The organism is Micromonospora sp. DT44, assembly GCF_049841635.1.
GTDB lineage: Bacteria > Actinomycetota > Actinomycetes > Mycobacteriales > Micromonosporaceae > Micromonospora.
The window spans coordinates 254,365-271,867 of record NZ_JBNCKS010000001.1; the positions used below are offsets into that span (position 1 = coordinate 254,365).

Genomic DNA, 17,503 nt, shown 5'->3' on the forward strand with positions numbered 1-17,503 from the left:
CACGCGCCGGGGCATCCCGGGGCGGCCGCCGGCGCTGCCGGCGGGCGCTCAGCGCAGCAGGACGGTGGGTCGCCGCGGCGTGGTGTCGTCGAACATGCCGGCCCGCTGCCGGCGGGCCTCCGCGTGGGGCGGGTTGGCGTGAGCGGCCTCCCGGCCGGCGGGTACCCGATCCTTCGGCAGGTGCAGCAGCGCGGCGGCGACCACGGTCCAGAACACGTACGGATAGGTCTGGCCCGTGCCGAACATGGCCGACTCGGTGACCTGGATCAGCAGGCCGGTGACGACGAGCCAGACGAGCCCCGCGTCGGCCCGCCGCACCGGGGCCCGCACCGCGACCCGCCCGGCGGCCACCAGCAGCACCACCAGCGGTGGCACCGCGACGAGCCCCAACTCCAGCAGTAGTTGCAGGTAGCTGTTGTGCACCACGCTCACGCCGGCGGTCCCGAAGAACTCGTCGGCGCTGGCCAGCTCGAACAGGTGATTCCGCGACGCGTACCCGAAGCCCAGCGTGGGGCGGTTCTGCCACCACAGGTCGATGGTCGTCTGCCACATCTGGGTCCGCCCGTTGGACAGGTCGCCGCCGGTGGGGTCGGTGAAGCGCATGACGAACTGGCGCATCCAGGGCGCGGCGAAGATGGTGGGCAGCAGGTTGAGCAGATATGCCACCAGCAGCAGGGCGGTCGTCCCCGCGACCAGCCGGACCACCCGGCCGAGCCCGTGGCGCAACACGAGCCAGAGCGCGCCGACGAGTACGGCGATCAGTGCGGTACGCGACTGGGACAGCAGGAGGCTGACGGCGGCCGGCGCCATGCCGAGGAGCGTGACGGGCCGCCGGGACTGCCGGTGGACGGCCCAGCCCAGTGGAATCGTCAGGGCGCAGACGATGCCGAGCATGTTCGGGTTGTTGTAGAGGCCCTGGAACCGTGTGACGCTCGAGGTCGCCGCGACGAGCGTGCCGTCGACGAACCCGATGCCGAGGCTGACCACGATGGACGCGGTGAGGACCAGGTAGACCACGCGCAGGTCGGCCATCATGACCGCACGATCGGGCCATCGACGCCGGACGAGTATGTGCACCAGGGCGGCCAGTAGCAGCAGCGCGACGCCCCGCTGGAGGGTCTCCATCGGAACCACCGACCAGGCGAAGCTGACCGTGGCGAGACCGGCCATCGCCCAGAGCGCTCCGACGAACACGCTGGTCCAGGCATCGCTGCGGGCCGGCGTCCGGACCGGAAGGCAGAGGCCCCAGAGAACCAGGCCGCTGACCGCCGCGTACCGAGGGTAGAAGCTGGCCCCGACGAGCGCCGGCACGTTGGACGAGGCGCACACCAGTAGCCCCATGGTCAGGGTCAGCATCCACCGCCAGCCGTCGATCCGCCGGCTGAAGGCGAGCAGCAGCACCAGCGCGACCAACCCGGTCGCGACAAGCGGGGCGGTGATGGCGGCGATGCTGGTGACCACCACCAGACACGTCGCGACGACGAGCAGGCCCAGTTGGCCCATCCGGTTTCCCACGTGATGTCCTTTGAAGTCCGGCCGCCGGCGTGCCCGCGGTCGTTGGGTGGACCGCCCTCAGCGAGGCAGATCCTGTAGGCCCGGTTGGGCCGTTTCAGCAGCCCAGCGGGCCCTGGCGGCGTGCATCGCCCGGATCATGTCCGGCCAGTGCGGCGGCTGGTACCCGCTGGCCTTGGCGAGGGCGTCCGCGTTCATCGACCGGTCGCAGGTGAACTCGTCGTCCGGGACGATGTCACCGGGCCACCCGTACACCTCGGCGATCAGGCGGAGCAGGTCGTACTTGGAGATCGGTTCGGCGGCCACGTGGTAGAGCCCGGCCAGCTCCGTCCGGGGCAGGATCACCGTCCGGAGCAGTCGGGCGAACTCGACGGTCGTCACGCCGCTGTAGATGGCCCTCGTGAAACCGCGTACCTGGCCTCGCTGGGAGAGGAACCAGTCCACGAGCGAGCGGTTCGTGACCAGCTCGTGCCCGATGATCGAGGTGCGGAGGGTGAGCGCGGAGACCCCGCGCGCCTCACCCAGCAGCTTCGACCGCCCGTACAGGTCCGGCGGGTCCGGCAGGTCGTCCTCGACGTAGCCGCCCCGCCGTCCGGAGAAGACACAGTCGGTGCTGACGTGGATCAGGCGACTGCCGAGGTGCCCGCAGGCCTCGGCGAGCAGATGGGGAAAGAGCGCGTTGAGGGTGACCGTCTGCACCGCGTCCTGCACGTCCGGCCGTTGCTTGATCACACCCACGCAGTTGACGACGACGTCCGGCCGCAGGTCGTCGACGATCTGCCGGACCTCGTCGAAGCGGGTCGCGTCGACGGCCGGGGTGATCCGGTCGAGCAGACGCGGGGGATACCACCCCGCGCGGTCCTCGATGCTCCGGGCGACGCCGTGGACGTCGAGGTCCGCATCGTCGCTCAGCTCCCGCAGGACAGCGTGGCCGAGCATGCCGGTGACGCCGACGACGAGGACCCGTCGCGTCGGGCGCGGCCCGTCTTCGCCGGGGCCGCTGCGTCGGCGGGGGACGAATTCCGGCCGCCGGCCACCGGTGCCGGTGTTCATGCCGTTACGACCGCCGCCGCCGCGGCCTCGACCTGCGCCCGTACCTCGGGCAGCGTCAGCAGCAGCGCCTCGATCTCCGGTACGGACAACCGCCGGGCGTTGTGCGAGTGGAAGTCGGCCAGGTTGCCGCTCTCGACGTCGCCCTCCTCGAAGTAGAGGGAGTAGTTGAGGTCACGACTGTCCACCGGCACCCGAAGGAACTCGCCGAGGTCCTCGACGTGGGCGAGTTCCTCGCGGCTGGCCAGGGTCTCGTACAGCTTCTCCCCGTGCCGGATGCCGAGCACGTTGAACTTCGCCGGGACGCGGAACAGGTTGCACAACGCGGTGGCCAGATCGCCGATGGTGCAGGCGTCGGCCTTGCGGATGAAGACGTCGCCTGGCTGGCCGTACCGGAAGGCGTGCTCCACCAGGTCGACCGACTGCGGCAGGGACATCAGGAACCGGGTCATCGACGGCTCGGTGACCGTCGGCAGGCCACCGCGCAGGATCTGGTCGATGAACAGCGGGATCACCGATCCGCGTGAGTACATGACGTTGCCGTAGCGCACGCAGCAGACCCGGGTACGCGCTTGGGGATTGTTGCGGGAGTGCGCCTGTGCGACCTTCTCCATCAGCGCCTTGGTCATGCCCATCGCGTTTACCGGATAGACGGCCTTGTCGGTGCTCAACAGCACCAGCGCCTCGACGCCGACGCGTTCGCAGGCGTCCACCACGTTCGCGCTGCCGAGCACATTGGTGCGGACGGCCTCCAGTGGGAAGAACTCGCACGAGGGGACCTGCTTCAGAGCCGCGGCGTGAAAGACGAACTCCATTCCCCGCGCGGCCTTGAGCACACTGTCGTAGTCGCGGACGTCACCGACGTAGTAGCGGACCCGGTCGTCGCCGAGGCGGTGCCGCATCGCGTCCTGCTTCGACTCGTCACGGCTGAGTACGCGCACCTCGGCGGCCCCGGCGTCGAGCAGTCGGGAGACCATCGTCTGACCGAAGGATCCCGTGCCGCCAGTGATCAGGAATCGCCGGTCCGAAAGCGAGGAAACCACATCTTCTCCTACCTGTTTCCCGGGGGGCCATCCTCGGGAAACGGATTCTCGTCGAACGCGACCCTACGCTGGGACAAGAGGTGCCGTGACCGCTTTCGCCAACAGGAATTCGAGTCGCGTTCACCGTCCGCGATGACCCGTCCGCAAATACGCGAACAACGCTCGACGTTGCCGAATTGGCCGTTCGGCCCCCCATTGTCGACGCGCCGAAAGTCGTTAGCGCTAAAGACGGAGTTGGTGCTCTGGAAAGGTGGTATGCGTACTCCATGCCAAAAGTTGCTCTCCACACGGCGCACCCGCGCGCCGGTGCCTCCGACCTGACGAGCGGTCGGGAAGCACCTCGGGACGGCACCACGACACGGCGACCGTACGACCGCTGGAAGCGGCTCCTCGACGTACTCGGCGCTCTTCTCGTCCTGTCGCTCGGCGCCCCGGTGCTGGCCGTCGTGGCCCTGGTGGTGCTCGTGGCGCACGGGCGGCCGGTGCTGTTCCGGCACACCCGCCCGGGGCTGCACGGCGAGCTGTTCGAGGTGGTCAAGTTCCGGACCATGCGCCACCCCGATCCGGATCGAGGGCTGGTGAGCGACGCGGATCGTCTGACCCGGGTGGGCCGCTGGCTGCGGGCCAGCAGCCTCGACGAGCTGCCGGAGTTCTGGAACGTGCTGCGGGGCGAGATGAGCGTGGTCGGTCCCCGCCCGCACCTCGTGCGCTACCTCAGCCTCTACAACCCGGAACAGGCCCGACGGCACGACGTGCGACCCGGCATCACCGGGCTGGCCCAGGTGCGTGGCCGCAACGCGCTGGACTGGAACGCGAAGTTCACCTACGACGTCGAGTACGTCGACCGCCGCTCCTTCCTGCTGGACCTGCGGATCGTCCTGGCCACGATCTGGGTGGTGCTCAGTCGCCAGGGCATCTCCGCGCCGGGCGCGGCCACCTGGCACGAGTTCACCGGTAACCCACCCGCGCAGGCGACCGTCGACCACGACTCCGCCCACCGGCGATGAACCGGGTCCTGCTCCTGGGGGCCGGTGGATTCCTCGGCCGGCACATCCGGACGGCGCTCGCCGCCCACGCCACCGTCCGGTCGATCACCCGCGCCGAGTGTGACCTGGTCCGGGTCGAGCTTCGCGACCTGACCGCGCTCATCGCCCGGGAGCGACCGGACACGGTGGTGACGGCGGCCGGACGGATCGTCGGCTCCGGCCACGACTTCGTGCAGGCGCACGTGGTGGCGACCGCGAAGCTGATCGAAGCGGTGGCCGCCGCCGCCCCCGGGGCCCGCCTGATCCGGATCGGCTCGGCCGCCGAGTACGGCACCGTGCCGCACGGCCTCGCCGTCAGTGAGGAGTACCAGGGCACACCCGTCAGCGAGTACGGGCTCAGCCACCTGGCCGCCACGCGGTTGGCGGAGCTGGCCGGCGGGGCGGGCCGACTCGACACGATGGTGTTGCGCATCTTCAACCCGGTCGGGCCGGGGATGCCGGCGGGCAACGTGCTCACTCGGGTGACCGCGATGGTGAGGTCGGCGGTCGCCACCGGATCGGCGGACATCGCCGTGGGCCTGCACGACACGTACCGGGACTTCGTCGACGTCCGGGACGTCGCCTCGGCGGTCCTCGCGGCGGCGACCTGCCGCCCGGTGCCCGCCCGGGTCTTCAATGTGGGCAGCGGCAGGGCGGTGGCGACGCGCGACGTCGTCCGGTTGCTGGCGGAGGTGTCGGGCTTCAGCGGTGGCATCCGGGACGGCAGCTTCGCGCCGGACGCCGATCGCTCAGCCGCCGTGCCGTGGATGTGCGCCGACATCGAGCGCGCGAACCGGGTGCTCGGGTGGGCGCCCGCACACGACCTCGGTGATTCGCTGGCAACACTGTGGCAGGCCGACGGCGACCAGCCCGCCCGTCCGGTCGCCGGATCGGCAGCGAGGTGAAGCCCATGCGGGTCGGCATGCTCAGCCAGTGGTTCGACCCGGAGCCCGGCGCGGCCGCGCTCCCCGGGATGCTCGCTCGGGCTCTCGTCCGCCGGGGACACGAGGTCCAGGTCCTCACCGGGTTCCCCAACTATCCGACCGGCGAGTTGGCGCCCGGCTACCGGGTGACCCGTCGGGTCGACGAGGTCGACGGGACGACCCGGATCCGCCGGGTGGCCCTCTATCCCAGCCATGACCGCTCCGCGCTGCGTCGGCTGGCGAACTACGGCACCTTCGCGGCCTCGGCGCTGGTGTCCGGCACGTCGGCGCTGCGCGGCGTGGACGCCCTCTGGGTCGGTAACTCGCCGATCAGCGTCGCCCTGCCGATGTGGTTCACCCGGTACGTCCAGCGGGTGCCGGTGCTGCTGCACGTGCTGGACCTGTGGCCCGACAGCGCGGTGGCCAGCGGGTTCATCGGCACCGACCGGGTGTCCCGGATGATCGAGCGGGGGATGAGCGGCTGGTGCGGTGGGATGTACCGCAGCGCCAGCCGGGTCGCGTACGTTTCGCCCAGCGCCGCCGACCTGCTCGCCAGCCGAGGCGTACCCCCGGAGAAGCTCGTCCACATTCCGGTGTGGGCCGATGAGACGCCGCAGACGGCCGTCGCGGACCTGCGCGCCGAGTTCGGGCTCCGCGAGGACCAGGTGGTGCTGGTGTACGCCGGCACGCTCGGTGAGGCGCAGGGGCTCGACTCGCTCATCGACGCCTGCGCCCGGATCAACGATCCGCGACTGGTCTGCCTGATCGCCGGCTCCGGCACCACCGAGGAGCGGCTGCGCCGTCGGGCCGAGGAGCTGAACGCGATACACGTGCGGTTCCTGGGACGGCTGCCCCGGGAGCGGATGCCCGCGTTGATGGCCACCGGTGACGCGCACTACGTGAGCCTGCGACCCGGCGGCATGTCGGCGTACACGATGCCCAGCAAGGTGCAGGCCACCCTCGCTGCCGGGCGGGCCCTGCTGGTCGCCGCGCAGGGCGACGCCGCCGCCGTCGCGCACGAGAGCGGCGCGGGCATCACCGCCCGACCCGGTGACCCCGACTCGATCGCCGACGCTCTACGGGAACTCTGCGACCTGGGCCGGGAAAAGCTCGAGCTGCTCGGTCAGGCCGGCCGGGCGCACTACGACCGGGTCTTCTCCGTCGCCGCCGGAGCCGAGCGGGTCGAGCAGGCGCTGCGCGAGGCGGTGGAGAGCCACCGACGGCGCTGACCCGGTGCAGCACGTTACAGAGTGGGCAGCTCGTCCAGGCTGATGGCGCGCGGCCACCGCCCGAGCGGGGTGAGTCGATCGCGGTCTCCGACCAGTCAGAGGCTCCCGTTGTGGCCTCGGCCCTGTTGCAGCTCTCGGCCCCGACGGGCGAGCTGTAGAGTCGCGACGGCCGGTCGGGCGAGGGAAGCACCGGCCGGACCGGCGGGGGGATGGCGCGTGCTGCACCTGAGGGTGATCACCCCGGAGAGCCGGTCGACGGAGGTCGTCGACCTGCTCTCCGCAGAGGCAGGCGTGACTCACCTCGCCGTGCTGCCGGGTGCCGCCCGGCAACCGTCGGGTGATCTCATCCTCTGCGACGTGGTGCGGGAGAGCGCGGACCGCGTCCTGCGGGAGTTGCGGCGGATCGGCGTGGACACCAGCGGCGGCATCGCGGCCGAGGACATCGAGCTGACCATCTCCGCGGCGGCCGACCGGGCGGCGGACCGGGCGCCGGGCAGTGGCGCGGACGCGGTGGTCTGGGACGAGATCGCCGCGCAGACCGGCGAGCAGACGGAACTGTCCGGCACGTACCTCGTACTGATCGTGGTGGCCACTATGATCGCCGGCATCGGGGTGCTGCTGGACCAGCCGATTCTCATCGTCGGGGCGATGGTCGTCGGTCCGGAGTTCGGCCCCCTCGCCGCGCTGTGCGTGGCGTTGCTGCGCCGCCGGCTCGGGGTGATCGGCCGCTCGGTGCAGGCTCTCGTGGTCGGCTTCGTGGCGGCCATGGTGGCGACCGTGCTGAGCACCTGGGCGCTGACCGCAGCCGGCCTGGTCAGTCGGGAGATGCTGCTTGCCGAACGCCCACTCACCGACTTCATCTGGCGGCCGGACGCGCTGTCCTGGGTGGTCGGTCTGCTCGCCGGCGTGGCCGGGATGCTCTCGTTGACGTCGAAGAAGTCCGGCAGCCTGGTCGGGGTGCTGATCTCGGTGACGACGGTCCCGGCCGCGGCGAACGTGGCGGTGGCTGCCGCCTACGGAGTATGGGACGAAGCGGCCGGCTCGGCACTCCAGCTGGTCATCAACCTGGGTGCGATCGTCTTGGCCGGTCTGCTCACCCTCGCGGTGCAGCAGGCCTGGTGGTGGGGTCTGGCTCGCCGGTCCCGTCGTCCAGCAAGCGGGTGAGCAGCGTCCGCAACGGGATCGACTCGCCGTCGCGTCCACCGGACCCGACCACCAACGGCGCCGGGCTGGGTTCCGGGTCGGCGCCGAACAGCCGGGCCCGCAGACCTCCGGGCACGGTCAGCAGGTGGAACCGGCCGGTCACGTCCACCGCCCGGGTCTCGGCCCGATCGACGTACCAGCCGTTCAGCCTGGTCCGGTAGCGCCCGCGCCCGTCGTAACCCCGGGCGACCAGCCGGGTGGTGCGCAGCCCTCGCCGGGTCGCCTCGGCCACGAACCAGGCCACCAGCTTCGCCGCCTCGGCCTGCTCGGCGGCCCGCCGCCGCGCGTCCGCGTCGGCATGCGCGCGCACCGCCTGCTGCTGCTGCTCCCGCCACGTCCGGCCGTCCGGCTCATTCACGACGCCGACGGTACGCGACGCGGCTCATTCGAGCGCCCCCCGCCCCGCCTACGTCGATCTTGCAGTTTTCGGTCGTCGCAATAGGCGGAATGCTGGCTTATGTCGGGGACCGTAAGTGCAAGATCGACGGAGAAGCGCAGCTCGGGTGTCGATCATGGAGTTGTGGTGCCTGGCTTGGCGTTGCGCGGGCGGTTTGTCACCCACCGCAACTCCATGATCGACGGGGCGGCGCGGGGTTGACGTGCTGAGCGGGTTAGGCCAGGCCGGCGCGGCGCAGGGCTTCGGCCATCGCGTCGTTGGCCGGCGCCGGTGCGCCCTGCCGCTGCTGCCCGCCGCGACCACCCGGCCCGCCGCCACGACCGCCCTGGCCTTCGCGACCACCCCGCCCGCCATCACGACTGCCCTGCCCGCCGCGACTGTCCTGCCCGCCGCGACTGTCCTGCCCGCCACGACTGTCCTGCCCGCCGCCGCGACCGCTCTGGCCTCCGCGACCGCCCTGCGGTCCGCGCTGCGCCGGGCCGCCGCGCCCCTCCTGGCTCGTCCGACCGCCGGCGGCCGGCTCGTCCTCCAGGCGCAGGGTCAGAGAGATGCGCTTTCGGGGTACGTCCACGTCGAGCACCCGGACCTTGACCACGTCGCCGGACTTCACCACCTCGCGGGGGTCCTTCACGAACGTCCGGGACATCGCCGAGACGTGCACCAGGCCGTCCTGGTGCACCCCGACGTCCACGAACGCGCCGAAGGCGGCCACGTTGGTGACCACGCCCTCCAGCACCATGCCCGGCGTCAGGTCGCCGATCTTCTCCACGCCCTCGACGAAGGTGGCGGTGCGGAACTCCGGCCGGGGGTCACGGCCCGGCTTCTCCAGCTCGGCGAGGATGTCGGTGACGGTGGGCAGGCCGAACCGGTCGTCGACGAAGTCGGTGGCCCGCAGCCCGCGCAGGATGGTGCTCCGGCCGATCACCGAGCGCAGGTCCTGACCAATGCTGGCGAGGATCCGCCGCACCACCGGGTACGCCTCCGGGTGCACGCTGGAGGAATCCAGTGGGTCGTCGCCGTCGGGGATGCGCAGGAAGCCCGCGCACTGCTCGAACGCCTTCGGCCCGAGTCGGGCCACCTTCTTCAGCTCGGTCCGCGACCGGAACGGCCCGTTGGCATCCCGGTGCAGCACGATGTTCTCGGCCAGCCCGGCGCCGATCCCGGAAACCCGGGTCAGCAGCGGCGCCGAGGCGGTGTTGACGTCCACCCCCACCGCGTTGACGCAGTCCTCGACGACGGCGTCCAGTGACCGGGAGAGCTTCACCTCGGACAGGTCGTGCTGGTACTGGCCGACCCCGATCGAGCGAGGATCGATCTTGACCAGCTCGGCGAGCGGGTCCTGGAGACGACGGGCGATGGACACCGCCCCGCGCAGCGACACGTCCATGCCCGGCAGCTCCTGCGAAGCGTACGCGGAGGCCGAGTAGACCGACGCGCCCGCCTCGGAGACCATCACCTTGGTCAGGTTGAGCTGCGGGTGCAGCTTGATCAGGTCACCGGCCAGCTTGTCGGTCTCGCGCGAGGCGGTGCCGTTGCCGATCGCGACCAGCTCCACGCCGTGCGCGCCGGCCAGCCGGGCGAGCGTCTCGATCGACGCGTCCCACTGCCGACGGGGCTCGTGCGGGTAGATGGTGTCGGTGGCGACCACCTTGCCGGTGGCGTCGACCACGGCCACCTTCACGCCGGTCCGCAGGCCCGGGTCCAGGCCCATCGTCGGCCGGGTGCCGGCCGGCGCGGCGAGCAACAGGTCGCGCAGGTTCGTGGCGAAGACCCGTACGGCCTCCTCCTCGGCGGCCTGCCACAGCCGCATCCGCAGGTCGGCCCCGAGGTGGATGAGGATGCGCGTACGCCAGGCCCAGCGGACCGTGTCGGTCAACCACCGGTCCGCGGGACGCCCGGCGTCGGACACTCCGAACCGGCCGGCGATCATCGCCTCGTACCGGGTCGGACCGGTCGGTACGGCGTCGGCCTCGCCGGCCTCCTCCGACTCCATGGTCAGGTCGAGCACGCCCTCCTTCTCGCCCCGGAACATGGCAAGGATGCGGTGCGACGGCAGCTTCGGGTACGGCTCGGAGAAGTCGAAGTAGTCGGCGAACTTCGCGCCGGCCGTCTCCTGACCGTCGCGTACCCGGGAGGCCAGGCGGCCCCGCGACCACATCTGCTCGCGCAGCGTGCCGATCAGGTCGGCGTCCTCGGCGAAGGTCTCGATGAGGATCGCCCGCGCGCCCTCCAGCGCGGCGGCGGCGTCGGCGACACCCCGGTCCGCGTCGACGTACCCGGCGGCCGTGGCCCGCGGGTCCTGACTCGGGTCGGCCAGCAGCGTCTCGGCCAGCGGCGCGAGGCCGGCCTCGCGGGCGATCTGCGCCCGGGTCCGCCGCTTCGGCTTGTACGGCAGGTAGATGTCCTCCAGCCGCGACTTCGAGTCGGCGGCCATGATCTGTGCTTCCAGCGCCTCGTCCAGCTTGCCCTGGCCGCGGATCGACTCCAGCACGGCGGCCCGCCGCTCGTCCAGCTCGCGCAGGTAGCGCAGCCGCTCCTCCAGGGTGCGCAGCTGGGTGTCGTCGAGCAGGCCGGTGGCCTCCTTGCGGTAGCGGGCGATGAACGGCACGGTGGCACCGCCGTCGAGCAGCTCCACGGCCGCCCGCACCTGACGCTCGGCCACGCCGAGCTCGTCGGCGATCCGCTGATGAACAGACTGGGTCACGATCTCGATCCGCCTTCGACTCGATCCGCCCTCAAAGAGCGGTTACCGCCTGCATTCTGCCGGGCGGCCCCGGTGAGTGTCGCCGCGCCCGGCCAGGTCGCGCCGCCGCGCCCCCGCGCGCAGGCCGGGTCGATCCCTCGACCGGCCGCACCGGGCCTGCGCTAGCGTGGCGATCATGGAATCACCTGCGGAGCCGCGCGCCCGACGGCTCTTCGGCGGCAGCGCCCGGGCCCTCGGCGACCTCACGGCCAACCCGTTCCGCGCCGACCGGGACCGGATCGTCGGCTCGCCGTTCTTCGCCCGGCTCGGCGGGGTCACCCAGGTGATCAGCCCGGTCGGCTCCGGGTTGCTGGTGCACAACCGGCTCACGCACAGCCTCAAGGTCGCCCAGGTGGCCCGCGCCATCGCCGAGCGGTTGACGGCCGACGACAGGTGGCGTGACCTGCTGGACAAGCTCGGCGGCTGTGACCCCGACGTGGTGGAGGCCGCCGCGCTCGCGCACGACCTCGGCCACCCGCCGTTCGGCCACCTGGGGGAGCGGGTGCTCGACCGGCTGGCCCGCCAGCGTCTGGGCCTCGCCGACGGTTTCGAGGGCAACGCGCAGTCGTACCGGATCGTCACGAGCACCGAGATCCGGGGCGCCGCCACCACCGGGTTGGACCTGACCGCCGCCGTCCGTGCGGCGATGCTGAAGTACCCGTGGACGCGGCTGGACTACCCCGACCCCCACCCGCGCCTGCTGGACCCGCCGCCGCGGGGCGCCACCCCGCCGCCGGACGACCCGGAGAGCGGCTCGTTGAAGTTCGGGGCGTACCGCACCGAGCTGGACGACCTGCGGCAGGCCCGGGAGCCGTTCGTCGGCCGCATTCCGGACTGGCAGCAGACCGTCGAGGCGTCCGTGATGGACACCGCCGACGACATCGCGTACGCCATCCACGACGTGGAGGACTTCTACCGGGTCGGTGTGCTCCAGCAGGGCGCGGTGTCCGCCGAGCTGATGGCCTGGCAGCGCGAGAGCGGGCACTTCCGGGCGATCACCGACGCCGCGCTGGCCACCTCGGCCCGACGACCCGGCGCGGCCATCGAGCGGCTGCGCCGGCAACTGCACCGCAAGGACGCCTGGGTCGCGGACGACGACGCGTTCGCCGCCGCCGTCGAGCATGTCCGCGAGGAACTGGTGGACGGGCTGCTCGCGATGCCGTTCGACGGTTCGATCGAGGCGGAGCAGTACGTGGCGCGGTTCTCCGCCCGCTGGTCCACCCGCTTCGTCGAGGCCGTCACCGTGACCGACCAGCCGTCGGTGCGCTCCGGGCACGTGCTGCTCGGCTGCGCGCAGTGGCACGAGGTGCAGGTGCTCAAGTTCGTCCACCACCGGTTCGTGCTGGCCCGCCCCGACCTGGCCCTGCACCAGCGTGGTCAGGCCCGCCTGCTGGGCACCCTGGTGGAGGCGCTGTGGGAGTGGCTGCTCGACCCGGAGGAGGAGTCCCGCCTGCCCCGCCGGCTGCACGACCTGGTCGAGCTGGCCGAGGCCGAGCTGCACCCGCGTACGCCGCACCGGATCGGCCGCGCCCGGGGACGCGCGATCGTGGACTTCGTCGCGCAGCTCACCGACGGCCAGGCGGTCGCGATGCTGGACGCGCTCTCCGGTCGCTCCGGCGCGCTCTGGACCGACGCCTTCGTGCTCTGAACCCGTCTCAGGCGACGGACTGCCGTCTCAGGCGACGGACTGCCACCACCCGTCGACGGCGGGCGGGTCGTCGACCACGACCCGCTCACCCGGGCGGGGTACGGCGAGCCGCACATCCCGGGCCTTCGCCTCGGCCCACAGCCGGTTCACCGGTTCCGACCAGTCGTGCAGGGCCAGGTTGAACGTCGCCCAGTGCACCGGGATGAACAGGCCGCCGCGCAGGTCGAGGTGGGCGTCGACCGCCTCCTCGGGGAACATGTGGATGGTCGGCCAGGCCCGGTCGTACGCGCCGATCTGCATCAGCGTGACGTCGAAGGGCCCGTGCTCGGCGCCGATCGCCGCATACCCGGCGAAGTAGCCGGAGTCACCGGTGTAGAAGACCTTACGTCGTGCCCCGGCGACCACCCAGGAGCTCCAGAGCGTGCCGTCGCGGCGCAGCCCGCGACCGGAGAAGTGCTGGGCGGCGGTGGCGGCGATCTCCAACCCGTCGACCCGGTGCGACTCGGACCAGTCCAGCTCGATGATCCGCTCGGCGGGCACCCCCCAGCGATCCAGGTGGGCGCCCACTCCGAGCGGCACCACGAACGGCGCCGACTGCCCGGCGACCAGCGCCCGCACGGTGGGCATGTCCAGGTGGTCGTAGTGGTCGTGGGAGATCAGAATGGCGTCGAGCGGGGGCAGCTCGTCGATGCCCACCGGCGGCTCGTGCAGCCGACGCGGGCCGACCGCGCCGGACGGCGAGCAGCGGTCACTCCACACCGGGTCGAGCAGGACCCGCCGGCCCTCGATCTCGATCAGGGCCGAGGCATGGCCGTACCAGACGATATTCAGCTCGTCGGCGGTGTCGGCGGCCGGCGACGCGCCGGGCCGCAGCAGCGGCACGGGCGCGGTGGGGCGGCGCTTCTGCTTGCCGAAGATCAGTTCCCGGACCAGGTTACGACCCGGTTCGGCGGCGACCATCGTGCGGACGTCGGCCTGGTTGTGGAACGTGCCGTCACGGAACTGGGGCGAGCGGGCCGCCCGCTCGGCTCGGGCCCCGGCGAGTCGCCCGCCCAGTGCCGCCGGCACGTCCCGTGCCACCCAGGCCAGGCCGGCCAGCGCGGCCAGTCCCGCCGTCGCCCGCATCCGTCGCCCGAGCGACCTCTGCCCGTCCGTGCGTCCCGTTGGCATCATCGCCGTCCCTCCGCCGTGTCCCGCCCTACACGGTAGTTCCCCCGCCCGGCTCCCGCCCCGGCGGTCGCCCGCACCGGGCCGGTCGTCCCCCGACGACCGGCCCGGCAGCGGAGTCAGCCGCCGTTGCTGGGCCGCTGGACGCTCGTCCGGTACGCCGTGCCCGCGCCCCCGAGGCGGTCCACCGCGGCGAGGAACTTCGGACCCATGGCGGCCCGCGCCCGCACCGCCGGATGGGTAGCGCCGAAGTTGTCCGGGTCGGCCTGCCCGTCGGCGAACAGCGCGTAGGTGAGCACCGCCGCGCCGGACCGGTCGAAGATCACGCCGGCCTCGTGCCGGGCGTCGGCGAACCAGCCGGCCTTCGTGGCGATGCGGGCCCGATCGTCGGAGGACATGGTGCGACGGATCCCGTCGGTGAAGGCCACCGGGGAGCGCAGCAGCCCGAGCAGGTGCGCCGTCGAGGCCGGCGAGAGCAGCGTGCCGGCGACCAGGGCCCGCAGCAGGTCGTGCGTCTCCCGGGGAGTGCTGGTGCCGAGGAAGAACCGGTTCGGGTTGGCGACCGGCTCGACCTGGGTGTTCGGGAAGCCCTTGGCAACCAGGATCGAGTTGATCTCGGCGGCCGGGGCGACCAGCCCGCACAGTCGTACGGCGGTGTCGTCCGAGACGGTCAGCAGGTTCGCCAGCACGTGCCCCAGCGTCACGCTGCTCGGGTACGCGCCGTCCAGGCTGAAGATGCCGTCACCACCGGGCACCACGATCGTCTCGGTCGCCTCGACCCGCTGGTTGAGCGTCAGCAGCCCACGGTCGACCTTGTCCAACACCGCCGTGGCCACCGCGATCTTGTTGACGCTGTACGCCTCGATCGTCCGGTCCGCGTCCGCCGCCACCGCGACGACCGGCGTGCCCGCCGGGTCGGCCACGCTGACGTACGCCTGCCAGTTGCCGCCGGCCTCGGCGCGGTGGCGCCCGAAGCCGGTGGCGACCCGCCGGGCCGCCTGCGCGGGGGTGGTGGGTGTCGCCTCGGCGGCGCTGGCCGGAGTGGTCGCGGCGAGCACCGTGCCGGCGGTGGCCACCGTACCCAGTCCGAGGGCGGTCCTGCGGTTCAGTCGGATGGTCAATCGTCTCTCCCGTCGTGGGGCGCCGGAGCGCCTGCCGGCCCCCCACGCTAGGCGAGTTGATCTATTCATGATGCCCCCGGAGAGAGTCCCGAACAGTCCCGAACAGTCTTACCCGGGCCGTCGGCGCAGCAAGGCGCCGATCGCGCCGGCCGCCGTACCACGGAGCTGTGCCGCCGGCCCGGACACCGCCCGGGCGAGCTGCCGCAGGTCCGGCAGGTGACCGCCACGGACCGCCTCGCCGGCCGGGTTCGGGGCGAAGACCGAGCCGTCGTGCGCCGGAACCGGCCGCCCGAGGCCGGCGAGCCGCATCAACGGGCCGACGAGGACGTCGTAGACGCCGGGCAGCAGCGTGAAGCCGGCTCGCAGCACCACGTTCAGCCGCCCCACCGACACCTCCCGACGCGGACTGTCCACACAGTCCACGATGGCCCGGGCCACCCGCTGCGGCCCCGCGACCGGCGGTGGAGGGCGGCCGACGCGACCCAGATAGTTGGCCGCCTGCTGGTAGACGGGTGTGTCCACTCTGCCCGGGTTGACCAGGCACAGCCGGATTCCCGGGCTGTCCCGCAGCTCCTGCTGGAGCGTCCGGGCGAGCCCCTGCAAACCCCACTTGCTGGTCACGTACGCGCTCATGTAGGGGGCGGTGATGTGCCCGAGCACCGAACCGGTGAGGATCAACGTCCCGGCGCCGGTGGCCCGGAAGTGCCGCAGCGCCACCCGGGCCGCGCCGGCGGCGGCCAGCAGGTCCGTGCGCACCACCTGGTCAAACACCCGCTCCGGCAGCTCGTCGAAGCGCCCGTAGGCCATCACCGCTGCGGTGTGCACCCAGACGTCGATGCGGCCGAACCGTTCGATCGCCGCCTGCGCCAGCGCGTCCAGCGCGCCCGCCTCGGTGATGTCGGTCGCCACGGTCAGCACCTCGACGTCCGCGCACTCCTCGCGTACCTCGGCGAGGGTCTGCGGCGCGCGGGCCGCGAGGACCAGGCGGTCGCCGCGCTCGGCGAACGCCCGGGCCGTCGCCCGACCGATCCCGCTGGTCGCGCCCGCGATCACCACCACCCGGCTCACGGAGTCCTCGCACTCACGGTGCCAGGACCACCTTGATGCAGCCGTCCTCCTTCTTCTGGAACATCTCGTACGCGCGCGGCGCGTCGCTCAGCGGCAGCCGGTGGGTGCGCAGATCCTCCACCCCCAGCGGGTCGTCGTCGCCGGAGAGCAGCGGCAGGATCTCGTCGACCCAGCGGCGCACGTGACACTGCCCCATCCGCAGTTGGATGCCCCGGTCGAACATCTCCATCATCGGCATCGGGTCGGCCTCGCCGCCGTACACCCCGGAGAGCGAGACGGTGCCGCCGCGCCGAACCGCCTTGAGCGCGGCGTGCAGGACGGCGAGCCGGTCGATGGCGACCCGGTCGGTCATCGTCTGGGCGAGCTTGTCCGGCAGCAGTCCGACGGCCGCGTGGGCGAGCTTGCCGACCGGCGAGCCGTGCGCCTCCATGCCGACCGCGTCGATGACCGCGTCCGGACCACGCCCGTCGACCAGGTCGATCAGCGCGCCCGGCACGTCGGACAAATCGCGTACGTCGAGCACCTCGATGCCGTGCCGGCGCGCCAGCTCAAGCCGCTCGGGCACCAGGTCCAGCCCGATCACCCGGCCGGCGCCGAGGTGGCGGCCGATACGGGCGCAGAACTGGCCGACCGGGCCCAGCCCGAAGACCGCGAGCGTGCCGCCGGGCGGGGTGTCCGCGTACTTCACCGCCTGCCAGGCGGTGGGCAGGATGTCGGAGAGGTAGAGGTAGCGCTCGTCCGCACCGGTCTGCGGGATCTTGATCGGCCCGAAGTGGGCCTGCGGAACGCGCAGGTACTCGGCCTGGCCGCCGGGCACCGACCCGTAGAGGGACGTGTAGCCGAACAGCGCCGCGCCCTTGCCCTCGCTGGTCACCTGGGTCGTCTCGCACTGGGCGTAGAGCTGGCGTCGGCACATCCAGCAGTCGCCGCAGGAGATGTTGAACGGCACCACCACCCGGTCGCCGGGCTTCAGGTCGGTCACCTCCGGGCCGACCTCCTGGACGATCCCCATCGGCTCGTGTCCCAGGATGTCCCCGGGCTTCAGGTACGGCCCCAGCACCTCGTACAGGTGCAGATCCGAGCCGCAGATCGCCGTCGATGTGATCTTGACGATCGCGTTGGTCGGCTCCTCGATCCGGGGGTCGGGCACCTCCTCGACCCGTACGTCCCGCTTGCCCTGCCAGGTCAACGCCTTCATGTCCGGCTGCCCTCCCTCGGTCCTACCCTGACTGCTACCCGGGCAGGGGGAGTTGAACCGGCCGCTCCGGCCCGCGGGCATGCCGGCTTGTCGGTGGTTGCGGTTGGGGCTGGGGGGCGACCGTGCCCGGCTCCGGGCGGTCAGGCTTGATCCCGTCTCTTATACACATCTCGCAG

14 protein-coding genes are annotated in these 17,503 nt (G+C 72.1%); 5 read left to right on the plus strand and 9 right to left on the minus strand.

Features of this window, described 5'->3' with window-relative positions:
• Window positions 1-48: 48 nt before the first annotated feature.
• From ACLQ25_RS01130 to ACLQ25_RS01140, 3 genes are read right to left on the minus strand one after another with little or no spacing between them, the layout of a single operon-like run.
• Window positions 49-1,515 (minus strand): O-antigen ligase family protein, encoded by a 1,467-nt coding sequence (locus ACLQ25_RS01130; protein WP_425728235.1) that lies wholly within the window; start codon window positions 1,513-1,515, stop codon window positions 49-51.
• A 57-nt stretch (window positions 1,516-1,572) separates the two neighbouring features.
• Window positions 1,573-2,565 carry a dTDP-4-dehydrorhamnose reductase family protein gene (locus ACLQ25_RS01135; RefSeq protein ID WP_425728237.1) on the minus strand — a complete coding sequence of 331 codons (993 nt, stop codon included), beginning with the start codon at window positions 2,563-2,565 and terminating at the stop codon, window positions 1,573-1,575.
• The gene (locus ACLQ25_RS01140; RefSeq protein ID WP_425728239.1) at window positions 2,562-3,605 is read right to left on the minus strand and encodes a polysaccharide biosynthesis protein; all 1,044 of its coding nucleotides are present in this window, start codon (window positions 3,603-3,605) and stop codon (window positions 2,562-2,564) included. Before ACLQ25_RS01140 ends, ACLQ25_RS01135 begins: the two co-directional genes overlap by 4 nt.
• 266 nt (window positions 3,606-3,871) lie before the next feature.
• Between ACLQ25_RS01140 and ACLQ25_RS01145 the strand changes: the two genes are divergently transcribed.
• The 4 genes from ACLQ25_RS01145 to ACLQ25_RS01160 all read left to right on the plus strand — a co-directional run bounded on the left by ACLQ25_RS01145 (window position 3,872) and on the right by ACLQ25_RS01160 (window position 7,946).
• The gene (locus ACLQ25_RS01145; protein ID WP_425728241.1) at window positions 3,872-4,612 is read left to right on the plus strand and encodes a sugar transferase; all 741 of its coding nucleotides are present in this window, start codon (window positions 3,872-3,874) and stop codon (window positions 4,610-4,612) included.
• Window positions 4,609-5,535: an NAD-dependent epimerase/dehydratase family protein gene (locus ACLQ25_RS01150; RefSeq protein ID WP_425728243.1), complete on the plus strand. Its 927-nt coding sequence runs from the start codon at window positions 4,609-4,611 to the stop codon at window positions 5,533-5,535. Before ACLQ25_RS01145 ends, ACLQ25_RS01150 begins: the two co-directional genes overlap by 4 nt.
• A gap of 5 nt (window positions 5,536-5,540) precedes the next feature.
• Window positions 5,541-6,782 (plus strand): glycosyltransferase family 4 protein, encoded by a 1,242-nt coding sequence (locus tag ACLQ25_RS01155; RefSeq protein WP_425728245.1) that lies wholly within the window; start codon window positions 5,541-5,543, stop codon window positions 6,780-6,782.
• A 216-nt stretch (window positions 6,783-6,998) separates the two neighbouring features.
• Window positions 6,999-7,946, plus strand: coding sequence for a DUF389 domain-containing protein (locus ACLQ25_RS01160; protein ID WP_425728247.1), 948 nt, complete (start codon window positions 6,999-7,001; stop codon window positions 7,944-7,946).
• Here the strand turns inward: ACLQ25_RS01160 and ACLQ25_RS01165 are convergent.
• Window positions 7,876-8,343 carry a hypothetical protein gene (locus tag ACLQ25_RS01165; protein WP_425728249.1) on the minus strand — a complete coding sequence of 156 codons (468 nt, stop codon included), beginning with the start codon at window positions 8,341-8,343 and terminating at the stop codon, window positions 7,876-7,878. The two genes, ACLQ25_RS01160 and ACLQ25_RS01165, sit on opposite strands and share 71 nt — an antisense overlap.
• Before the next feature lie 253 nt (window positions 8,344-8,596).
• Window positions 8,597-11,086 (minus strand): Tex family protein, encoded by a 2,490-nt coding sequence (locus ACLQ25_RS01170; RefSeq protein WP_425728251.1) that lies wholly within the window; start codon window positions 11,084-11,086, stop codon window positions 8,597-8,599.
• Window positions 11,087-11,261: 175 nt separating this feature from the next.
• Between ACLQ25_RS01170 and ACLQ25_RS01175 the strand changes: the two genes are divergently transcribed.
• Window positions 11,262-12,773 carry a deoxyguanosinetriphosphate triphosphohydrolase family protein gene (locus ACLQ25_RS01175; RefSeq protein ID WP_425728253.1) on the plus strand — a complete coding sequence of 504 codons (1,512 nt, stop codon included), beginning with the start codon at window positions 11,262-11,264 and terminating at the stop codon, window positions 12,771-12,773.
• Between the two features lie 27 nt (window positions 12,774-12,800).
• Here ACLQ25_RS01175 and ACLQ25_RS01180 read toward each other — a convergent pair whose 3' ends face one another.
• The 4 genes from ACLQ25_RS01180 to ACLQ25_RS01195 form a co-directional block, all read right to left on the minus strand.
• A complete protein-coding gene (locus tag ACLQ25_RS01180) occupies window positions 12,801-13,946 on the minus strand; it encodes an MBL fold metallo-hydrolase (protein WP_425728255.1) in 1,146 nt (381 codons plus the stop codon).
• 113 nt (window positions 13,947-14,059) lie between these two features.
• Window positions 14,060-15,061, minus strand: coding sequence for a serine hydrolase (locus ACLQ25_RS01185; RefSeq protein ID WP_425728257.1), 1,002 nt, complete (start codon window positions 15,059-15,061; stop codon window positions 14,060-14,062).
• Window positions 15,062-15,169: 108 nt separating this feature from the next.
• Entirely contained in the window at window positions 15,170-16,129 is a 960-nt protein-coding gene (locus ACLQ25_RS01190) for an SDR family NAD(P)-dependent oxidoreductase (RefSeq protein WP_425728259.1), read from the minus strand.
• A 13-nt stretch (window positions 16,130-16,142) separates the two neighbouring features.
• On the minus strand, window positions 16,143-17,327 hold the full coding sequence (locus ACLQ25_RS01195; RefSeq protein WP_425728261.1) for a zinc-dependent alcohol dehydrogenase: 1,185 nt from the start codon (window positions 17,325-17,327) through the stop codon (window positions 16,143-16,145).
• Between the last annotated feature and the right edge of the window lie 176 nt (window positions 17,328-17,503).

What these genes read in the sequence shown, in the direction of transcription:
- ACLQ25_RS01150 (WP_425728243.1), top strand. Translation starts at nt 4,609, where the DNA reads ATGAACCGGGTCCTGCTCCTGGGGGCCGGTGGATTCCTCGGCCGGCAC.
- ACLQ25_RS01145 (WP_425728241.1), top strand. Translation starts at nt 3,872, where the DNA reads ATGCCAAAAGTTGCTCTCCACACGGCGCACCCGCGCGCCGGTGCCTCC.
- ACLQ25_RS01135 (WP_425728237.1), bottom strand. Translation starts at nt 2,565, where the DNA reads ATGAACACCGGCACCGGTGGCCGGCGGCCGGAATTCGTCCCCCGCCGA.
- ACLQ25_RS01155 (WP_425728245.1), top strand. Translation starts at nt 5,541, where the DNA reads ATGCGGGTCGGCATGCTCAGCCAGTGGTTCGACCCGGAGCCCGGCGCG.
- ACLQ25_RS01180 (WP_425728255.1), bottom strand. Translation starts at nt 13,946, where the DNA reads ATGATGCCAACGGGACGCACGGACGGGCAGAGGTCGCTCGGGCGACGG.
- ACLQ25_RS01175 (WP_425728253.1), top strand. Translation starts at nt 11,262, where the DNA reads ATGGAATCACCTGCGGAGCCGCGCGCCCGACGGCTCTTCGGCGGCAGC.
- ACLQ25_RS01195 (WP_425728261.1), bottom strand. Translation starts at nt 17,327, where the DNA reads ATGAAGGCGTTGACCTGGCAGGGCAAGCGGGACGTACGGGTCGAGGAG.